Source organism: Cupriavidus sp. PB-02, from assembly GCF_058252315.1.
Map to the genome: position 1 here is coordinate 2,519,168 of NZ_CM177694.1, position 18,690 is coordinate 2,537,857.

At 64.0% G+C, this 18,690-nt stretch carries 20 protein-coding genes; 5 read left to right on the forward strand and 15 right to left on the reverse strand.

Going from position 1 to position 18,690, the window contains the following annotated elements; all coding sequences use genetic code 11:
- Nucleotides 1-289 precede the first annotated feature (289 nt).
- On the reverse strand, nt 290-1,615 hold the full coding sequence (locus AC10V3_RS11815; protein ID WP_022535443.1) for an aminotransferase-like domain-containing protein: 1,326 nt from the start codon (nt 1,613-1,615) through the stop codon (nt 290-292).
- Nucleotides 1,616-1,693: 78 nt separating this feature from the next.
- Between AC10V3_RS11815 and AC10V3_RS11820 the strand changes: the two genes are divergently transcribed.
- Nucleotides 1,694-2,323: a LysE family translocator gene (locus AC10V3_RS11820; protein ID WP_022535444.1), complete on the forward strand. Its 630-nt coding sequence runs from the start codon at nt 1,694-1,696 to the stop codon at nt 2,321-2,323.
- 35 nt (nt 2,324-2,358) lie between these two features.
- On the forward strand, nt 2,359-2,766 hold the full coding sequence (locus AC10V3_RS11825) for a VOC family protein (RefSeq protein ID WP_022535445.1): 408 nt from the start codon (nt 2,359-2,361) through the stop codon (nt 2,764-2,766).
- Between the two features lie 132 nt (nt 2,767-2,898).
- Here AC10V3_RS11825 and AC10V3_RS11830 read toward each other — a convergent pair whose 3' ends face one another.
- From AC10V3_RS11830 to AC10V3_RS11880, 11 genes are all read right to left on the reverse strand, one after another.
- Complete coding sequence (locus AC10V3_RS11830; protein ID WP_022535446.1) at nt 2,899-4,047, reverse strand: glycerate kinase; 1,149 nt, start codon at nt 4,045-4,047, stop codon at nt 2,899-2,901.
- Nucleotides 4,044-5,528, reverse strand: a complete 1,485-nt coding sequence (gene pyk / locus AC10V3_RS11835; RefSeq protein ID WP_022535447.1) for a pyruvate kinase — start codon at nt 5,526-5,528, stop codon at nt 4,044-4,046. Before pyk ends, AC10V3_RS11830 begins: the two co-directional genes overlap by 4 nt.
- A gap of 36 nt (nt 5,529-5,564) precedes the next feature.
- On the reverse strand, nt 5,565-6,521 hold the full coding sequence (locus tag AC10V3_RS11840) for a D-2-hydroxyacid dehydrogenase (protein ID WP_022535448.1): 957 nt from the start codon (nt 6,519-6,521) through the stop codon (nt 5,565-5,567).
- 247 nt (nt 6,522-6,768) lie between these two features.
- Nucleotides 6,769-7,743, reverse strand: a complete 975-nt coding sequence (locus tag AC10V3_RS11845; RefSeq protein ID WP_022535449.1) for a Bug family tripartite tricarboxylate transporter substrate binding protein — start codon at nt 7,741-7,743, stop codon at nt 6,769-6,771.
- 61 nt (nt 7,744-7,804) lie between these two features.
- Nucleotides 7,805-8,713: an HpcH/HpaI aldolase/citrate lyase family protein gene (locus AC10V3_RS11850; RefSeq protein ID WP_349606014.1), complete on the reverse strand. Its 909-nt coding sequence runs from the start codon at nt 8,711-8,713 to the stop codon at nt 7,805-7,807.
- Nucleotides 8,710-9,900, reverse strand: a complete 1,191-nt coding sequence (locus AC10V3_RS11855; RefSeq protein ID WP_022535451.1) for a CaiB/BaiF CoA transferase family protein — start codon at nt 9,898-9,900, stop codon at nt 8,710-8,712. Before AC10V3_RS11855 ends, AC10V3_RS11850 begins: the two co-directional genes overlap by 4 nt.
- Nucleotides 9,901-10,005: 105 nt before the next feature.
- Complete coding sequence (locus tag AC10V3_RS11860) at nt 10,006-10,905, reverse strand: LysR family transcriptional regulator (protein WP_022535452.1); 900 nt, start codon at nt 10,903-10,905, stop codon at nt 10,006-10,008.
- A gap of 100 nt (nt 10,906-11,005) precedes the next feature.
- Nucleotides 11,006-11,158 carry a hypothetical protein gene (locus AC10V3_RS11865; protein WP_349606012.1) on the reverse strand — a complete coding sequence of 51 codons (153 nt, stop codon included), beginning with the start codon at nt 11,156-11,158 and terminating at the stop codon, nt 11,006-11,008.
- A 252-nt stretch (nt 11,159-11,410) separates the two neighbouring features.
- Nucleotides 11,411-11,893 (reverse strand): DUF4440 domain-containing protein, encoded by a 483-nt coding sequence (locus tag AC10V3_RS11870; RefSeq protein WP_022535454.1) that lies wholly within the window; start codon nt 11,891-11,893, stop codon nt 11,411-11,413.
- Between the two features lie 106 nt (nt 11,894-11,999).
- Nucleotides 12,000-13,103 (reverse strand): mandelate racemase/muconate lactonizing enzyme family protein, encoded by a 1,104-nt coding sequence (locus tag AC10V3_RS11875; protein ID WP_022535455.1) that lies wholly within the window; start codon nt 13,101-13,103, stop codon nt 12,000-12,002.
- 54 nt (nt 13,104-13,157) lie between these two features.
- Nucleotides 13,158-13,373 carry a CDGSH iron-sulfur domain-containing protein gene (locus AC10V3_RS11880; RefSeq protein ID WP_022535456.1) on the reverse strand — a complete coding sequence of 72 codons (216 nt, stop codon included), beginning with the start codon at nt 13,371-13,373 and terminating at the stop codon, nt 13,158-13,160.
- A 408-nt stretch (nt 13,374-13,781) separates the two neighbouring features.
- Between AC10V3_RS11880 and AC10V3_RS11885 the strand changes: the two genes are divergently transcribed.
- Complete coding sequence (locus AC10V3_RS11885; protein WP_022535457.1) at nt 13,782-14,807, forward strand: ribonuclease Z; 1,026 nt, start codon at nt 13,782-13,784, stop codon at nt 14,805-14,807.
- 91 nt (nt 14,808-14,898) lie between these two features.
- Here the strand turns inward: AC10V3_RS11885 and AC10V3_RS11890 are convergent, their stop codons facing one another.
- Nucleotides 14,899-15,222, reverse strand: a complete 324-nt coding sequence (locus tag AC10V3_RS11890) for a hypothetical protein (RefSeq protein ID WP_022535458.1) — start codon at nt 15,220-15,222, stop codon at nt 14,899-14,901.
- Nucleotides 15,223-15,483: 261 nt separating this feature from the next.
- The gene (locus AC10V3_RS11895; RefSeq protein WP_022535459.1) at nt 15,484-15,726 is read right to left on the reverse strand and encodes an AMP-binding enzyme; all 243 of its coding nucleotides are present in this window, start codon (nt 15,724-15,726) and stop codon (nt 15,484-15,486) included.
- Nucleotides 15,727-16,090: 364 nt separating this feature from the next.
- Here AC10V3_RS11895 and phaP3 point away from each other — a divergent pair, with 364 nt between their 5' ends.
- Together phaP3 and phbB are read left to right on the forward strand one after the other, a co-directional pair.
- Nucleotides 16,091-16,648, forward strand: coding sequence for a TIGR01841 family phasin PhaP3 (gene phaP3 / locus AC10V3_RS11900; RefSeq protein ID WP_022535460.1), 558 nt, complete (start codon nt 16,091-16,093; stop codon nt 16,646-16,648).
- 268 nt (nt 16,649-16,916) lie between these two features.
- Entirely contained in the window at nt 16,917-17,660 is a 744-nt protein-coding gene (gene phbB, locus AC10V3_RS11905) for an acetoacetyl-CoA reductase (protein WP_041681073.1), read from the forward strand.
- Nucleotides 17,661-17,785: 125 nt separating this feature from the next.
- Here the strand turns inward: phbB and AC10V3_RS11910 are convergent, their stop codons facing one another.
- Complete coding sequence (locus AC10V3_RS11910) at nt 17,786-18,682, reverse strand: AraC family transcriptional regulator (RefSeq protein ID WP_022535462.1); 897 nt, start codon at nt 18,680-18,682, stop codon at nt 17,786-17,788.
- Nucleotides 18,683-18,690: the final 8 nt, after the last annotated feature.

Here is an 18,690-nt window from a genome sequence, read left to right on the forward strand (position 1 = left end):
TCGTTCCCGACCCTCGGATGAACTGTGCTGAACGGGGTTGCCGGCACTGACGGCTTCTTGGGCTGCTTGGGCTTCTTCGCTTCGCGAGTGCTGCGTAGTTGACTCTTGGCCATGGGTTGCTCCTGGTGCGTTGCTTGCCAAGGTGGCAGTTCCAGCATACGCCCATAGAAGCTCTAACCAAATAACTTTTAATAACGTCCGCACGAAAGCGCCGCTCGGCGCCCGCGTGGTCCCCGGCGCTCATGCGCTCGCGGATCGGTCCCAGCAGATCGGCCTGATGCGTTTCCGATCACTGCCCGACCACGGCCCGGATTTCACAAAGCGCCCGCTGCAGCGTTCCCAGTCCAATGGAGCCCAGCGCCACCCGCAATGCATGAGGGACATGAGGCGTTGTGGCAAATGGCTCGGCGGTCGTCACCAATACCCCCTTGCGCTCAAGTTCGGCCACGACACGGTCGGCGCGCAAGCCTTCGCCGAGTTCCAGCCAAAGGTAATAGGAGCAAGGGTGGGCAATGACCGTGCAGCCTTGCAAGACCTGGCGGGCAAGCTCCTGGCGCTGCCTGGCGTCTTTGCGCTTGCGGTCTTCCAGGGCATCCACCGTACCCGCTTCGATCCAGCGGCAGGCCAGGGCGACGGTCAGCGAAGGGGTATTCCAGGTGGATACGCGAATGGCTTGTTCGAGGGCGGGAATGTGGGCGTGGGGCGCCGCGACGAATCCAAACCGCAATCCGGATGCCACGCTCTTTGAAAGGCCCGACACATAGATGGTCCGATGTGGGGCATGGGTAAACACGGGTTTCGGCGATGGCTCGGCCAGGAAGGCATAGGCGCCATCCTCGACGATCAGAAAATCGTGCGCATCGGCAAGCGACGCCAGGCGGGCGCGATCCTGCTCCGGCATGACCGTTCCCAGCGGATTGTGCAGCGTGGGCATCGTATAGATGGCCCGCACGGGCCGCCGCCTGCAGAGCGCGGCCAGGGCATCGAGGTCAGTGCGGCAGGCGGACTGGGGTAGCGGCTCGAGATCCAGCCGGTACGCGTGCGCCAGCGCCTTCATGCCGGGATAGGTGAGGGCATCGACGGCCAGTACGTCGCCAGGCTTGAACAGGGCCATGACGGTCACGGCCAACCCTTGCTGGGCGCCGTTGACGATCAGTACCTGGTCGCCGCCCACGCGGATATCGCGGTTCCGCAAATGCCTGGCCACGGTCTGCCGCTCGTGCGGCCGGCCGCCCTGGGGCGCCGAATGCAGCAGGGCATCGAGATCGCCCGAGACGGCCAGGCTGCGCAGGCCCTCCCGCAATGTTTCCACCTGGTCCGGCAGCGAGGGGTAATTGAAGGTCAGGTCCACCGCACCGGCCTTGAGCGGATGCTGCTGCAGCCCCAGCCCGCGCGGCAGCGAGGTATCGCGTACGAAGGTGCCGCGGCCGGGTTCGCAGACCACCAGCCCGACCGCCTCGAGTTCGCCGTATACCCGCAAGGCCGTGGCCAGCGCGACGCGATGCTCCCGCATCAGCGCGCGAACTGTGGGCAACTGCGTGCCCGGTAATAGTTCGCCCACGCGGATGCGCGCCGCTATCCGATCCATGATCGACTTGTATCGCGCTCTGGTCATGGTTGTATCTAGAACAATTTTTTGGTTGTATCAGGTGATGGTCTTACTCTACCAGCATTCAACCAACAGGCAGCAGGCATGACGGATCTGGCAACCCTTTCTGTATTCGCCGTGGCGGTGATGCTCCTGCTGATGTCGCCGGGGCCCAATATGATGTTCGTGATCACGCATGGCGTGACCTACGGCTGGAGCGGCGGCGTGGCTTCGGCGCTCGGCATTGGCGCGGCGGATCTGGTACTGACGATACTCACCGCGACCGGCATCGCGGCCGTGGTCGGCAACATGCCGGCGGCCTTCGACGTCATTCGCTATTGCGGGGCCGCGTACCTTTTGTGGATGGCCTACAAGTGCCTGCAGGCACCGGCGGCACCAGGCGGGGCCATCGCGTCGCAGGCGACGCTGACAGCCGTGTTCGCGCGTGCCATGCTGAACAGCCTGCTCAACCCCAAGGCCTTGCTGTTCTTCGTGGTGTTCCTCCCGCAATTCGTCGTGCCAGGCCATGGGCCAGTCGCCCGGCAATTGCTGATCCTCGGGAGCGTGCTGACCGCGATCGCCTTCGTGTTCCACGCCGCCCTCGGCGTGGGCAGCGGCGCAGTCCGCCGCTTCCTGGATGGCAATCCGAAGTTCGCTCGCCTGCAATCGTTGGGGCTCGCCACCGTATTGGTGCTGCTGGCCCTCCGGCTGATCGTGATGGCGCGTCCGGCCTAAGTGGCAGGGCGCGGCAACAAGCAAGGATGACCCCAATGTTCAGCCACATCGCGGTCGGGTGCGCCGATCTGGAGCGTGCCGCCGCGTTCTATGACGCGGTGCTTATCCCCCTCGGCCTGGTACGGCGGGTGGTAGCAGCGGACAGCGGGCCTGCCGCGGCATGCTGGGTGCGCCCAGGACACGCGCTGCCAAGGTTCTACGTCTACCTCCCCTTCGACGGCAATGCCGCCAGTGCCGGGAACGGCAGCATGGTCGCCTTCGCCGCGCCGTCGCTCGCGGCCGTCGACACCGCCTACACGGCAGGGCTGGCCATGCGCGGAAGCTGCGAGGGAGAACCCGGGCCGCGTCCGCACTACGGCCATGGGTACTACGGCGCCTACCTGCGCGACCCGGATGGCAACAAGGTGCACATCGCCTACCGTGGCGATATCGCCGATCCCTGAGAGCTGCTCTGATATCGGAACCGACCGGCACCGACGGCCGCCGCAGTCCGTGGCTCGACGGCGAGCCGGAAGCGGCATCGCCACGCGCAAGGTCCATCCGATGAACGACTAGTGCGGATAGCCGATCTTCTTCTATGCGCCCCCTTGCTGCCTCGCGGCGACGTAAAGCCTCGCAAGCTGGAATGCAGCATCCTCAAGCAACGCCGCCGCATTCTCCATCGCAAAACCGATCGATACCGGCCCCTGCTGGATCGAGATACACCCATCGAAGGCTTCGGCCAAGCCGGCATCGGGCTCGACGGCGCCGGAGAGCAGCGTTACCGGCACGCCAGCCTCGCGCGCCATCCGCGCGATCATCGCCGGCCCCTTCCCCATCATCGTCTGCGCATCGGACCGTCCCTCGCCGGTCATGACCCAGTCGAACGCGCCGAGCCCCGCGTCGAGACCGGCAGCGCCAAGTACGAAAGCCGCCCCGGACACCATCTCTGCGCCAAGCAAGCGCAGCGCAAAGCCTATGCCGCCGGCGGCGCCGCTGCCTTCCGCATCGGCAACATCCTCCCCGACGGCGGCCGCGCATCGCTTCGCAAACCGTTCCAGCCTTGCATCTGCCGTAGCCAGGTCCTGTACGCCCTTCTGCGTGCCAAAGACAAAGGTCGCGCCGTTTGGGCCGCAGAGCGGATTGTTGACGTCTGACAGGCCGAGCAGCCGGACGCGGCCGAGCTGCGCAGGCCGCTGACAGGTTGCGGTGCGGATCGCGTCCAGCGTATCGAGGCTTGGCCACAAGGTCTTGCCATCCGCATCGGTGAAGCGGAAGCCTGTTTCCGCCAGCAGGCCGGCGCCCGCGTCATTGGTGGAAGATCCGCCCAGCCCGATCGCGATGGTATCGACACCCTGACCCGCGATCGCCCGGATGACATGGCCGATCCCCCTGGTCGTGCGTTGCCCCGGCTCCACCAGGGCGTGCGGAAGGCCGACCACTTCGGCCACCTCGAATATCGCGAGTTCGCCAAACTCCGGCGTGTGGCCGCGGAAGTAGCGGACCGGCTTTTGCGCGCCGTTGGCGTCGGTGGCGATCACCTCTTCCCAGACGCCCGGGAGCGTGGCCGCCAGGACCTCGGCGGTGCCCTCGCCGCCATCGGCAATCGGTGCCAGGGTAACGTCGGCACGAGGTACAGCGCGGCGGATGCCGGCGCGGATGCGGTCAGCCACCTCGGTGGCGGAAAGGCTGCCCTTGAACGAGTCAGGGGCAACCAGGACTTTCAGCACTGCTGCTTCCATCATTGTGAGATCGATCCGTCGTTGGCGAGCGCCTGCTCGTTGTGAACCGTCACGGCATCGGGGCTGCGCGGTGCCGTCACCTTTGCCACGTGAAGCAAATTGGTCGAGCCGTGCATGCCAAACGGCATCCCTGCCACGATCACGATTTCCTCGCCTTCGGCAGCAAAGCCTTCAGTCACCGCTGCGTTGCTGGCGACAGCGACCATCTCGTCGACATCCCGGACGTCAGGACTTACCGCCGCGTGAATGCCCCATGCCAGGCTGATGCGCCGCGCAACCTCCATCGACGGCGTCACGCCAACGATTGGCGTCTGTGGACGCACGCGCGCGGCGCGCAGCGTGGTTGCGCCAGACGATGTGTAGGCGATGGTGGTCTTGGCGCCCACGGTGCGGGTGATGTCGCGCAGCGCGCCGCATACCGCGTCCTGCCGGTTGGCAAGCGGGGCCACCTGCTGGGCATCCATGATGTTCCGATAGAGTGGATCGCTTTCGACCTCGCGGATGATCCGATCCATCATCGTGACCGCGGCGACCGGATAGCGCCCGGTGGCGGACTCGGCAGACAGCATGACAGCGTCAACGCCGTCATAAATCGCGCTGGCCACATCCGATGCTTCTGCCCGCGTGGGTACCGGCGCGGAGATCATGGATTCGAGCATCTGCGTGGCAACGATCACGGGACGGCCCAACTGCCGGCACAGGCGAGAGATCCGCTTCTGCACCGCTGGCACGCGTTCGGGCGGCAATTCAACGCCGAGGTCGCCCCGGGCCACCATGACGGCGTCAGACAGCGTGGCGATCGCTTCCAGATGTTCGATTGCGGAAGGCTTCTCGAGCTTGGCGATGACCGCCGCCCTGCCGCCGATCCGCTGCTTCGCGGCTGCCACATCGCCCGGCGTCTGCACGAAGCTCAGCGCTACCCAGTCCACGCCGAGCGCCAGGGCGAATTCCAGATCGGCAAGATCCTTGTCGGTCAGTGCGGGAATGGGGATCACGGCATCCGGCACATTGATACCCTTGCGCGATGACAGCGCGCCGCCGGTGACAACGGTTGTCACCAGTCTTGCCGGCTCGACTGCGTCGATACGCAGATGCAGCTTACCGTCGTCGAGCAGCAGGGTTCTTCCTGGCTCGGCACAGTCGAACAACTCCCGATGCGGCAGGAAGACCCGCGATGCATCGCCCGCTTCCTGAGACTGGTCCAGGATAAAGCGCTGTCCTTCCTCAAGCATGCCGGGTTGGCCCATCATGCCGACGCGAAGCTTGGGGCCCTGCAGGTCGGCCAGCACGGCGATCGGCCTTCCCACCTCCTTTTCCACTTGCCGTACCACGTCATAGGTATGACGATGGTCGTCGTGCGTGCCATGGCTGAAATTGAAACGGAAGACATCCGCGCCAGCGAGGAACAGCGCGCGGATGGCGTCCGCGGAGGAACTGACGGGTCCCAGCGTGGCTACGATCTTGGCCTTGCGAAATCGTCTCATCAGAGAGCTCAGCTTGTTGGTTGACGAACCGTGTTCCTACCCGACGACAACATTCCTGGGCGTTCCCTCCGCGAAGGCACGGATGTTGTCGATCAGCTGGTCGGCCAGGCCTTGCACTGCCTCGTCGCTCGCCCATGCCACGTGCGGCGTCAGGATGAAGTTGGGCGCATCCTTCAGTTGTTGGAATGGGTGGTCCGCGCCGGGCGGCTCTTCCGTCGCGACGTCAAACCCGGCCCCGGACACCTTCCCGGATTGCAGCGCTTCCACCAGCGCCGCTTCGTTGACCAGCCCACCGCGCGCGGTGTTGATCAGCAACGGACGCCGTTCCATCTGCGCGAACTCGGCCGTGTCGATCAGGTTGCGTGTCTGCGCCACCAGCGGGCAATGCAAGGTGATGATGTCGCTACGGCGCAGAACTTCCTCGAAAGGCGTATAGAGCGGACCCATATCCTGGCGTCCCTTGTAGGCGGCAAACAGCGGTTTCATGCCCAGCGCACTCGCCATCCGGGCCACCGATTGTCCGAGCACGCCGTCGCCGATAATGCCAAGCACCGATCCGTGCAAGTCCTTGATCGGGTAGTCAAAGAAGCAGAAGGCCCCGGATTCCTGCCAGCGGCCACGCCTGACGGCATCGTGGTAGGCCGCGAGGCTGCGCCGCAGCGCGAAGATCAGGGCGAAGGTATGCTCCGGCACCGTATGGACGGCATAGTTGCGGATGTTGGATACGACGATGCCGCAGGCGGAACAGGCTTTCAGGTCGACGATATCCGTGCCGGTCGCCGCGATGGCGACAAGCTTCAGGTTCGGCGCCTGCTCGAGCTGCCGGGCATCCAGCTTCACCTTGTTTGTGATGACCACGTCCGCGCCGGCGATGCGTGCGGCGACGTCCTCGTCAGCCGTTTCTCCGTGGAGTTCGAGCTCATGCGGGAACGGCAGCGCTCGCAGCGTGGTCTGCGGTGAGATGGTGGAACGGTCCAGGAATACGATCTTCATTGGAGTCACTTCGAGGTTTGGTGGTCTGCACGCAGCGTGCCGATGTGCGACACGAGTCATCCCACTGGCTTTGTATCGACGAGCGGCGGTCGATGGGCGGCGTTGAACCGCCCCCTTGCCGCGGTAAAGACATGATGAGGGGAAGGCGGGCCGAGGTGGAACCGCGGCTTTCTCCACCTTCCTTTCTCAAATGGAAAGGGACAGTGGCCACACCAGGCGCCGCGTCGGCCGCCCGGAGGCGGCGTGTTCAGTCGACGGTGGCGCCAGATGCCTTGACGATCCTGGCCCACTTGTCCATGTCGGACCTGAGCATGGCCGACAGTTGCTGAGGCGTGGCGCGCGGCAGCTCGGCGCCCTGCGCCTTGAGCTTGTCCTGGACGGCCTTGTCGTCAAGCACCTTGTCCACTGCCGCCGTCAGCTTGCTGGTGACATCCTTTGGCGTGCCGCGCACGGCGAACAGGCCGACCCAGAGATCTCCGCTGTAGTTGGGCACGGTTTCACTGATCGCCGGGATCTCCGGCGCAGCACTTGAACGCCTGGCCGAACTGATCCCGAGCGCCTTCAGCTTGCCGGCCCTGATGTGCGGCAGCACCGACGGCAGGCTGGCGAAGGCAAGCGGAACCTGGTTGCCCAGCAGGTCATTGAGTGCAGGCCCGATGCCCTTGTACGGCACATGTTCCAGCGAGATGCCGGCCATGCTGTTCAGCATCTCGCCAAGCAGGTGATTCAGCGAGCCGTTGCCGGCCGAGGCGTAGCGGAACTCATTCGGCTTGCGCTTGGCCAGCTCGATCAGTTCCTTCATCGACGATGCCGGGAACGACGGGTTGGCAACCAGCACATTGGGCACGCTGGCGACCAACGCGATGGGCTCGAAGTCCTTGACGGGGTCGAACGGTATCTTCTTGTACACCGCCGGATTGATCGCCTGGGTACTGCTGATCGTCAGCAGTACGGTGTAGCCGTCGGGGTTGCTCCTGGCGGCGTGCTGGCTGCCGATATTGCCGCCAGCCCCGGGACGGTTGTCGACGATAAACTGCTGGCCGGTCGACTGCGACAACGCCGCGGCCAGGATGCGCCCGACGATGTCGTTGGTCCCGCCCGGCGCCTGTGGCACCACGATCGTGACCGGCTTGGAAGGATAGGCATCGCTGGTGGGCGCTGCCTGTGCGAGGGAAGTGCCAAATACCAGGCACGCGAGTGCGGTCCGGATTCGTCGGTTCATACTGAGTCTCCTGGATTGATTCCGGCCATCTGTGGCGGCCGGTTGATTGGGTGATGACTGGCTACGCGCCGGCTCGGCCACGCATGCCGACGACCTTCATCGCCATCCTGATATTGGCGTAGTCGACCAGCTTGCCGTCGAGCTGCACCGCTCCGCGGCCCTCCCGCTCGGCATCGGCCAGCGCGGCCACCACGCGCTGCGCGGCCTGGAATTCATCATCGGTGGGGGTAAAGGCGCGGTTCGTGCTGTCCAGCTGCATCGGGTGAATGACCTGCTTGCCGTCATAGCCGAGCGCCGCGGCTTTCAGCGCGCTGGATTCGGTCAGCCTAGCGTCACGGAAGGCACCGCAAGGTCCGTCGATCGCACGCAGGCCAAACGCGCGCGCGGCCACCAGGATGCGCATCATCGGATAGGCCCACATATCAAGGGGGGTGTCGGCATAGCCCTCCGTGGCGCGCGCGGTCATGGCATAGCCCGGGTCGGACAGGCCGATTTCCACGCCCTTGGCCCCAATCGATGCGCCAAAATCGCCGACACCAAAATGCAGGGATTCGAGATTGCCGCCAGCCGCGGCGATCTGCTCGCAGAAGACCAGGCCTTTTGCGGTTTCGATCATTGCCTCGATGCCTATCCTGGTGCCGTCGAGCTGGCCCTGCACCTGGGCGATCTCCTGCGCCGACTCGACCTTCGGCAGCAACACGGCATTCAGGCGGCCGCAGCGTTCCACCAGCGCCTGGATCTCCTTGCGCTGCCGCTCCCCTGCCCCGTTCACGCGCACGACCACCACCTTGTCGCCCCAATCGAGCCCGTTGAGGGCCTCGATAGCGGCCGTCAGCGCGGCGGCTTTCATCGACTCCGGCACCGCGTCTTCCAGATCGAGGAAGACGGCATCGGCCTCGGATCGCGCTGCGGATGCCACCAGCCGATCCTGGTGGGCCGGCACGGCCAGGTAAGTCCGGGTGACTTTCATTGTGCGCACCCATATGCGCGGGCATCCGTCTCGCCTGGTTCCGCCGCGTCCAGGCCAAATTCTGCAAGTACCGCAGCGGTATGCTCGCCGATCGCCGGGACTGGTCCCATTACCGGTTCGATACCATCGATGATGAGGGGCGGCTTGAAGACATGGAGCGGCCCGACCGGGCTGGCAACCTCCTGGACCCGCCCGCGCTCGTGCAATTGCGGATGCTGCAGGAACTCGGCCACGTCATTCAGCCTGGCGTTCGCGATCGACGCCGCTTCCAGCTTCTCTGCGACCTCGGCGCTCGACCACCTGGCAAACCGTTCGGTGATGATCGCCTCGAGCGCCTCATGGTTGGCAAGGCGCTGGGGGTTGGCGCTGAAACGTGGGTCCGAAGCCAGCGCTTCATCCTCAAGCACGCGCGCGCAGAATGCCTGCCATTCGCGCTCGTTCTGGATGCCAAAGAAGACCGCCTTGCCGTCGCCTGCCTTGAATGGCCCGTACGGCGCGATGGTGGCGTGGCGGGCGCCCGCACGCGCAAGCGGGCTGCCGCTGTCGCGCGTGTAGTAGGCGGGATAGCTCATCCATTCCGCCATGCTGTCGAACAGCGAGACTTCGAACGCCGTGCCGCTGCCGGTGCGCTCGCGCCGGTACAACGCCATCAGGACCCCGTTCAACGCATACATGCCGGTCGCGATATCCACGATGGAGAGCCCGCATTTGGCCTGCGCCTCGGGCGTGCCGTTGATCGACAGGAAGCCGGTCTCGCACTGGACCAGCAGGTCATAGGCCTTCTTGTTGCGGAACGGCCCGGTTGAGCCGTAGCCGGAGATGTCGCAGGCAATCAGGGCCGGGTGACGCTCCACCAGCGTCCTGGCGTCCAGGCCGAGCTTGCGGGCCGCTCCGGGCGCCAGGTTCTGCAGGAAGACATCGGCCTTGCCGAGCATTGCATCCAGCGCGCGCCGGCCTTCCTCGGTCTTGATGTCGAGCGCCACGCTTTCCTTGGTCCGGTTGGCCCATACGAACTGGCTCGACATGCCTTGCATGACCTTGTCGTATCCGCGTGCAAAATCGCCGGCACCGGGGCGTTCGACCTTGATGACACGCGCGCCCCAATCGGCGAGGTGGCGCGTGGCCAGAGGGGCCGCTATGGCCTGCTCCAGCGCTACTACGGTGATACCGGTCAGAGGGAGATTCATGGGACGCCAGCCGTTTCGTTGCTCGAGTGGCTAGTGTCCGCAACTGTGGGGCGGCCGTAAATTATTGGATTTCGATGGCGGCCGTTCCTGATTCTGATGGCCGGCTCAGGCGGAAGCAGCGATGGACGGCGACAGGCTCTCGACGAAGAGCTGCGCGGCGCGCGGCAGCTCGGCAAAGTCCCGATATCCGACCAGCATGGCCAGCGAGGCCCAGTCGTCCAGAAGGGGTACGACATGGAGCCCACCGCTATTGGGCTGCGCAGCAACCGTCACGTCGGACATGATTCCAAGCCCCACGCCTGCAGACACCATGGTCCGCATAGCGTCGAAACTCGTGACCTGCAAGCGTGTCCGGATCGACCTCTGCAGCGCGGCCGCGCCCTGCTCCGTCAGCCGGTAGAGCATGCTGCCCTCATGGAAGGCGACGTGATCGTAGTTCAGGGTATCGCCGAAGAAGACTCCGGATTTGCCTGCCAGCGGGTGGCCGGCTGGCATTACCACCACCAGGCGAGCGGAACGGTAAGGCACCGTTGCCAGCCCCGCATGCGGGGTGTCGGCCCAGAACAGGCCGACGTCAGCCAGGCCGTCCTTCAGCGACCGCACGATGTACGGGCTGCTCCATTCTTCCAGGCGAACCTCCACCTCCGGATAGCGCCGCAGGAACGCCGGCAGATCGCTGCCGAGGAAGCCGACAATCGATGTACTGTTGGCGAAGACGCGCACGTCGCCCTTGGTGCCCTCGCTGTAACGGCTCATGTCAGCGCGCAACCGCCCCAACAGATCGACGATGCCTTTGGCGTATGCCACCAGTTCAAGCCCGGCCGCCGTCGGGCGCACCCCACCGCTGTGCCGGTCAAGAAGGCGTGCGGACAGCACGTCCTCCAGGTCGCTGATGCGCTTGCTGACCGCAGAGGCGGCCATGAAATGCCGCTCCGCCGCCCGCGCCAGGCTCCTTTCTTCCACGACCGTCAGGAAAATGGTCAGGGTGGTGGGGTCGATACGCACTGTGAATGCCCGCTGGTGGATGTGTTGGTAAGCAGCCAGCGCAGAGGATAAACCATGGAGGGCCGTATCGTGGGCTGGCCGCCGGAGCCTGGGCTCTGGCCTACCCGGTTCGTAGCATCTGCACTTTCAACCAGCGCTGACCCGGGCGGCAGCCCAGCCGATGCGCCATGGCATCGTCGCAGACGACCGCGCTGATCGTCCGGACATGCCGTTCGGTTATGGCCGCGTATTGCACCAGGTCGTTGACCGTCATCACGGACCCTGCGTAGTTCGTGGTCGGCTGCGCGCTTTCAGCAGGATTGGCGGCGGGTATGTGGAGCCGACGGATGCGCCAGGTTCTGGATTGGAAGAGAATGAGGGTCTCGCCGGAACGTTCGCCGGCCTTGCCCTCCAGGGAGAGGGGGTGAACAGCGCCACAAGGCACGAGGTACTGCCATCAGACAGTGTTCGCCCTTTGCAAATACTCCGGTCGCGCAAGCCTCGGGAACTGAGGCTTACGCCTCAGTTACGTCTTCTCCGGCATGGCCGACGAGTGATGACTTGTAATTAGCCATTGCGCACCATCCCAGCGATAGGTGTACGTATAGCGTGCCTTAACAACGGTTCCCGTTCGTGCGAAGGTGAATGTGTAGAGCCCGGAATCCACAGCAGAATTGCATCCCAGTTCAATGCTGCGGGAGTCGATCTTTCCGGACGGACCATCCTTCAGGAAGTGCTGGAAATAGTCTTCTTTCTCTGCGACCGTCAGCCGAGGCTTGTTGGATACTGTCGGAAGAAGAATTGACCGCTGTGCATAGTTGGCCACCACCTTGCGTGGATCGCCTGTCTGCAGTGACTGATTCCATCGATCAAACAACGCCGCAATCTCCTGCTCTGACGTGGCTTTACAAGGTTCTGTGCGCGACGCCTGCGTAGTGCCTGGCGTGCCCTGGTTCGTGGCGCATCCCGCGAGCGCTAGCGCCAGGACAGCGATGCGAAATGGCTTCATGGCGGAACTCCTCAGGTCAGGGGTTGAGAGCCAAGGTACACGGCTGAAGTATGGTACATCCCGCAAGCGTTAGCCATCTCCGACAACGCCTTGCAGCGCGGCCTTGTCACGAAATGCGATAGCGCCGGACGACCTCCGGATCCGGGTCGATGCCAAGACCCGGACCATCTGGGACTGCGATCACGCCGGCTTTCGGCACGATGGTATCGCCCAGCACCTGCGCTTCCATATCGAAGTAGCGCCACTCAATCATGGCCTCGGCGTCCCCTAGCGCTGCCGTGGCATGAATGCTGGCCAGCAGGCCCGGGCCATCGTAGAAGGTGTGGACCATCACCTGGGTGTTGTGCGCCTCGGCCAGTGCAAAGACCTTGCGCAGCGCGCTGATGCCGCCCATCTTCGCCGGGCTGGGTTGCAGGATATCGACGGCACCCGCGCTGAGCATCTGCTGGAACTCCAACAGCGTGGTGGCATTCTCTCCGGCGGCGATCGGGATAGCACAATGCTGGCGCAGCGCAGCAAGCCCGCTGAAGTTTTCCGGCGGCCAAAGGGGTTCTTCCAGCCATCGTAGCGACAACGGCGCCAGCGCTCGCGCCATCCCGATCGCCTCATGGAGTGTCCACGGGCAGTTCGTATCCAGCGTGATCTCAACGTCCGGGCCTGCGGCATCGCGGGCGGCCCGGATCACCGTGAGGTCGACTTCGTGCAGCTTCAGGCTCCGGTAGCCGTCTTCAATGGCGCGCCTGACGTTGGTCGCAATCGATTCCGGGTTCGCATACCGGATCAGGCTGGCATATGCAGGCAGGCGATCCCGACGTGCACCGCCGAGCAGCCGGTGGATGGGCAGTCCGGCCACTTTGCCGCAGATATCCCACAGCGCGATATCGAGCGCCGACAGGCCGTAGAAGATTGCGCCGCTGCGCCCGAAGACATGGAACCTGCGCTGGAGGTCGAGGCCGAGCGCGTCGATCTGCGCCGCGTCCCTGCCGATGCAGGCCGGCGCCAGCATCTGTTCAATCGCCACCTTGACCGCAGGAATGCCAACGAATCCGAAGGTCTCTCCCCAGCCAACCAGGCCATCGTCCGTGGTCACCTTGACGAGCAGCGAATCGGCGGCCTGCATCCCGGCACCGCCCCACACGCCGGCAGCGGAAACACCGCCCACCGCAAACGGAATGCGCAGGACGATGGCTTCGATGTTCCCGATCTTCATGGCGCAGGCACTGAACCGAGGTCTGCTACGCAGCGGTGCACGATCGAAGGCGGTTCAAGACTTCGGTTGTGGCGTGCTGATGAACCCCTGTCGCTTGTGCGAGCCATCACAGAAAGGCTTGTTTTCAGAATGGCCACACCGGCATAACCAGACCTGATCACCTTCGAAAGCAAAGGTGGCGCCTGCCGGGGTCACGATCCTGACGGGACCCTTTATGCGGTAGGGGCCATTGTCCTGTACCGTAACCGTGACGACGGTGTCTTCATCCATGATGCCCCCCATTCCCGAGCGGCGGCGACGCTGGCGCCTTTGGCAGGTAGCCAGCGCAACCTTGTGTGAGCCGGTCTTTCTTAATCTACTCCAGTTTGTGGCGGACCGGCGTCGAAGTTGTGCCTTGCGCGGCAGTCCCTTGCAAAGCACTTTTGGGCCAGGGACGGCCAGCTTCACGCACTCCGCCACGGCTGCCCAGCCCGGGTGTCACTTCCGGGCCACAATCGCATCGGGTGGCCTCCGATGAAATCTCGTCACGGTCCGCAGGTATCGCGCGGCTTCTCTATCCTTGATGAGAAGAGCCGGCCAGTACAGTCAGCCGAACACCAGCCATCCGGGCGACGTCTGGCTGCCCGGACGAGCACGCACCTTACCTGAGCCTCGGTGACTGTCGCACCGCGAGTGATCATGCGTCCCTTGCTGGAAGCCCGCCTCGTCAACGATGCCTTCGGCGACCCGGGACTGTTCGTAGACTTCCTGGACGAACGGCGCGCGCTGCTATTCGACCTGGGCGACATCACCACGCTGATGCCGCGCGAGCTGATGCGCCTGTCGCATGTGTTTATCACGCATGCGCACATGGATCATTTCTCTGGCTTCGACCATCTGCTGCGGGTGCTGCTCGGACGCAAGCCGCACATCGTGCTGTACGGCGGGCCAGGATTCGTGGCGCAGGTCGAGCACAAGCTGCTTGCCTATACGTGGAACGTGGTGCATCGCTACGCGATCGGGCTGGTCGTCGAAGCGATCGAACTCGGACTGGACGGGCAGATGCGGCGCGCATGCTTTTCCAGCCGTCACGGCTTCGCCAGGGAGGCCGAGGCACCCATCGAAAGGACCGGCGATATCGTTCACGACGAGACTACGTTTCGGGTGCGTGCCTGCTTTGTCGATCATGGGATTCCATGCCTGGCCTACCTTGTCGAGGAAAAGGTCCGGCTCGGCATCAACAAGGAGCGCCTGGCTGAATCTGGCTTGACCACCGGCGCCTGGCTGCGCGAACTGAAGCATGCCGTCCTGACCGGCGCCGCCGGCGATGCGCCGATTCTTGTGCAGTGGCGGGACAGGAGCGGCGACCATGCGGTGACGCGAACGGTCGGCGAGCTAAGCCGGCTGATCCTGGATGTCGAGCCCGGCCGGCGCATCGGCTACGTTACCGACCTGCGCTATACGAGCGAGAACGTGAAAGCACTGTCGCACCTGATGCAAGGCGTCGACCAGCTCTTTATCGAGAGCGTGTTTCTGGATGTCGACAGCGCGCACGGCCTGCGCAAGAACCACCTGACCGCTACCCAGGCCGGCCTGATCGCGCGCAGCGCAGGGGCCCGCGCGGTCACGCCATTCCATTTCTCGCCACGCTACCAGGGCCGTGCCACCGCACTGGCCGCCGAGGTACGGGATGCCTGGGGTGGGAGCAATCAGACGCCTTGCTGACCAAGCTGTGCAGACCCAGGACGGCATGGTCGGCAGGCGGCATGATCGCGCTGCGGTGTGCCACACCACAGCACGACAACGAGGCTGGCTGCTATTTGGACTTCGCGCCGTCCGTGTATGGATCCGCCTTGCCGGCCTTGGCGCCGTCGGTGTACGGATCGGCCTTGCCAGCCTTGGCGCCGTCCGTATACGGGTCGGCCTTGCCTTGTGTGGGATTGAGGGTTGATTGCGTGGATTGCTTTGCGCCGTCGGTGTAGGGGTCGAACTTTCCGGATTTTGCACCATCGGTATAGGGATCGGCTTTACCCGCCTTGGCCCCATCGGTGTACGGGTCGGCCTTCTTCTGCTGACCATAGCTCAAGCCTGAAGCCGTTGCAGCGGCAATAAGAAGCGTCATCGTGAGTGCTCTGCGCATGAGTTGCTCCAGTAGTGAACAAGTGTGTTGCGATTCCCCGGTCATTTGACAAGCCCTTGCTGCGCCGACACAAAGCTTCGGGCAGGCACCTCAAAACGCCCGCGGCGTACGCAGGTGATGCTTGCGGAATTCCTGCACCACCCACACGTATGCTACGCGCTTTACCCGCTGTCGAAGCGCCGCCTTTTTTGTAAACAAGCCGCTCTCCGGCAGAGAGTGCGCCATGGATTACTCGCTGTGCGCAAAGCCGCCCCATCCTGATCAGGCCGAGCGTTCGCGTAGCGCTTTCTCATTGATCTCGCCGACACTGGTTCGCGGAATCTCGGAAACAAAGACCATGCGGTCCAATTCCGGGACGGCATATTTGCTGATTCGCTTCGATTCGGCATGCTCCAGCAGTCGTTCGCAGATTGCGCCTGGCTCCAGCCGGATACCAGGCTTGCAGACGATGAACGCCATCGGGCGCTCGCCCCAGCCGAGTCTGCCGGCCTCTATCCCGGCCACTTTCGATTTTGACCTGACTCTGGCGACAGGTCGGTCTGGTCAGCGAAGACGCAGCGCTTCATCGAGTTCCAAAGGGAGCGTTCAGGGCCAGCCGGGCGTGCCGAAGAAGCGCGCACATCGCACCGCAGCATTTCTACGTAAGCATATGTAATTTATATGCCTCTTAAAGCACTTATATTGTCCGGCTTTCAATACTTTTTGGGTATATACCTAGGGATCGAATTAGAAGAAACACTCTAGGATTCGCACTCGGATGGTGCGCCGTAGGATTGGCGGCACTGCCAATCCGGAAACCGTACCTTGCCGGGTAACATTTGCAGCACTTTTGCGAGAATCCGGTCGATCAATCCACAGGAGATTACGCATGTCCCCTTTTATGCCCGATCAGTTTGCTGCAGTGCAAAAGGCCAATCTGGGCCATCTGTTCACGCTGACGAACATGGCTTTTGAAGGCTTCCAGAAGTTGACCGAGCTGAACCTGCAGGCAGTCAGGACGACGCTAGCCGAAGGCCAGGGCAATGTCGAAGCGGTGCTGGCCGGGAAGGACCTGCGTGAAGTGTTCGCCGTGCAGGGCAATCTGGCCCAGCCGGCGGCGGAGAAGGCTGTTGCGTATGCACGCGATGTATACGAAATCGCATCGAACACACAGGTGGAACTGACCAAGGCAGTCGAGGCCCAGTACGAGCAGCACAGCCGTAACGTGCAAGCCTTCGTTGACACCTTCGTGAAGAACGCGCCGGCCGGGTCTGAAGCGATCACCGCGCTGCTGCAATCGAGCGTAGCAGCCGCCAGCAGCACCTATCAATCGATCCAGAACGCGGCAAAGCAGACGGCTGAAGTTGCCAAGGCCAACTTTGCCACGACGGCCGCAGCCGCCTCTGGCGCGGCCCAGCAGGCAGCGCCCCGCGCTTCCAAGCAGTAACGGCGTTCCGCTGGCAAGGCAGGCCAGGCCAGCGCGCAAAACGGAGATCGCAGGCTTGCAGGCCAGGGACATCAACGCTCCTGGCTTGCGGCACCGCGACGCCAACCTTCCCGCATAAGCATACAAAGCGGGGCCGGAATTCATCCGGCCCCGCTCGCCCTCGCCTTTTGCGCTCCAGGGCAACGGGAACTTGCTCGGGACAACCGGGGCAAAAGCCCTTCCCGGCAAGGCAGGGGTCTTTCAACTTTACGAGAACGAAGCAAGCAGAATGACGAAGAAAATCGCACTAGTAACAGGTGGTATGGGTGGGCTGGGAGAAGCCATCAGCATCAAGTTGCACGACGCCGGCTATGCCGTGGTGGTAACGCACTCGCCGGGCAATGCCACCGCTCAGGACTGGCTTGCCGCGATGGACGCCACCGGCCGCCAGATGCGCGCCTACGAAGTTGACGTATCCGACTACGATGCCTGCCAGGCTTGCGCTGCGCAGATCCTGGCTGACGTAGGCCGCGTGGATATCCTGGTGAACAACGCCGGCATTACCCGCGACATGGCCTTCAAGAAGATGGACAAGCCGAACTGGGATGCCGTGATGCGGACCAATCTCGACTCGGTATTCAATCTCACCAAGCCGCTTTGCGAAGGCATGGTCGAACGCGGCTGGGGCCGCATCATCAACATCTCGTCGGTCAACGGATCCAAGGGCGCCTTCGGCCAGACCAACTATGCTGCCGCCAAGGCCGGGATGCACGGCTTCACCAAGTCGCTGGCGCTGGAAGTGGCAAGAAAGGGCGTGACGGTCAACACCGTCTCTCCGGGCTACCTTGCCACCAAGATGGTCAACGCCGTGCCCAAGGAAATCATGGAGACCAAGATCCTGCCGCAGATTCCGGTCGGCCGCGTCGGAAAACCGGAAGAAGTCGCAGCGCTGGTTGCCTACCTGTGCTCGGAGGAAGCGGCCTATGTGACCGGGTCCAATATCGCCATCAACGGCGGGCAGCACATGCAGTAAGGGCTGGTCGAGTGCTGGGCCGCTTGCGTTCGGCTACCCCCCGTACCCGAGCGCGCCCTCACCGCCTCTCCAGGCTACCCAAAAGCGGCCAATCGGTCCGGCGGAGTCGCGTTCGATGCGACGTTCTAATGTTCGCGCGCGAAGCGACCCGGCGCCTGGCCCACGTGCCGGCGGAACGCGGTGCTGAAGGTGCTCGCCGAGCCGTAGCCGACGCGTTCGGCGACCTCGGCGATCCCGAAGTCATGGCGACGGAGCAGATCCTTCGCGATGGCCATGCGCCAGGCGAGCAGGTATTCCATCGGCGGCATTCCCACCGCACGCGTGAAGCGATCGAAAAAAGCCGAGCGCGAAAGCGCGGCCTTCTTCGCGAGCTGGGCCACCGTCCACGGGCGCGCGGGATCGGCATGCATATGCCGCATCGCTGACCCGAGTCGCACATCGGCCAGTCCGCGCAGCAACCCCGGAGGCGCTTCCTCACCCGACGTCGAGCGTAGCGCTTCGATGAGCAGCACCTCCACGAGGCGCGTGAGCACGAGCTCGCGGCCCGACCTCCGTTCACCCGACTCCTCGCCGACGAGGCGCACCAGTACGGAAAGCCGCTCGGCGCCGCGCACGTGCACGAGCGCCGGCAACAGCGACACCAGCAAGGCCGCATTGGACGAGTCGAAGACAAAGTAGCCACCGAGCAAACGCACGTCGGGACGTCCGCCGCGCGTACCGTGGCGAACCTCACCCGTCGGCGCGGGCGTCACCTTCGGGTCGATGCGCTCGGGCGTCACCGGCTCAAAGCCCGACAGGATGAAGCCCGGCGTTGCCGGCAGGAGCACGAAGTCGCCCGCCTCGAGCGTGAGGGCATCCTGGCCGTCGACGGCGAGGCGACAGCTACCCTCGAGCACGGCACAGAAGCTTGGCTGGCCGAAGTCAGCGTAGCGAACCCCCCAGCGACCTGCGCCGCTGATGAGCTTCGAGAACACGGCACGCGGCTGAAGCAGTGAGATGACTTGCGAGAGGGGGTCGCGCATGGTGGACG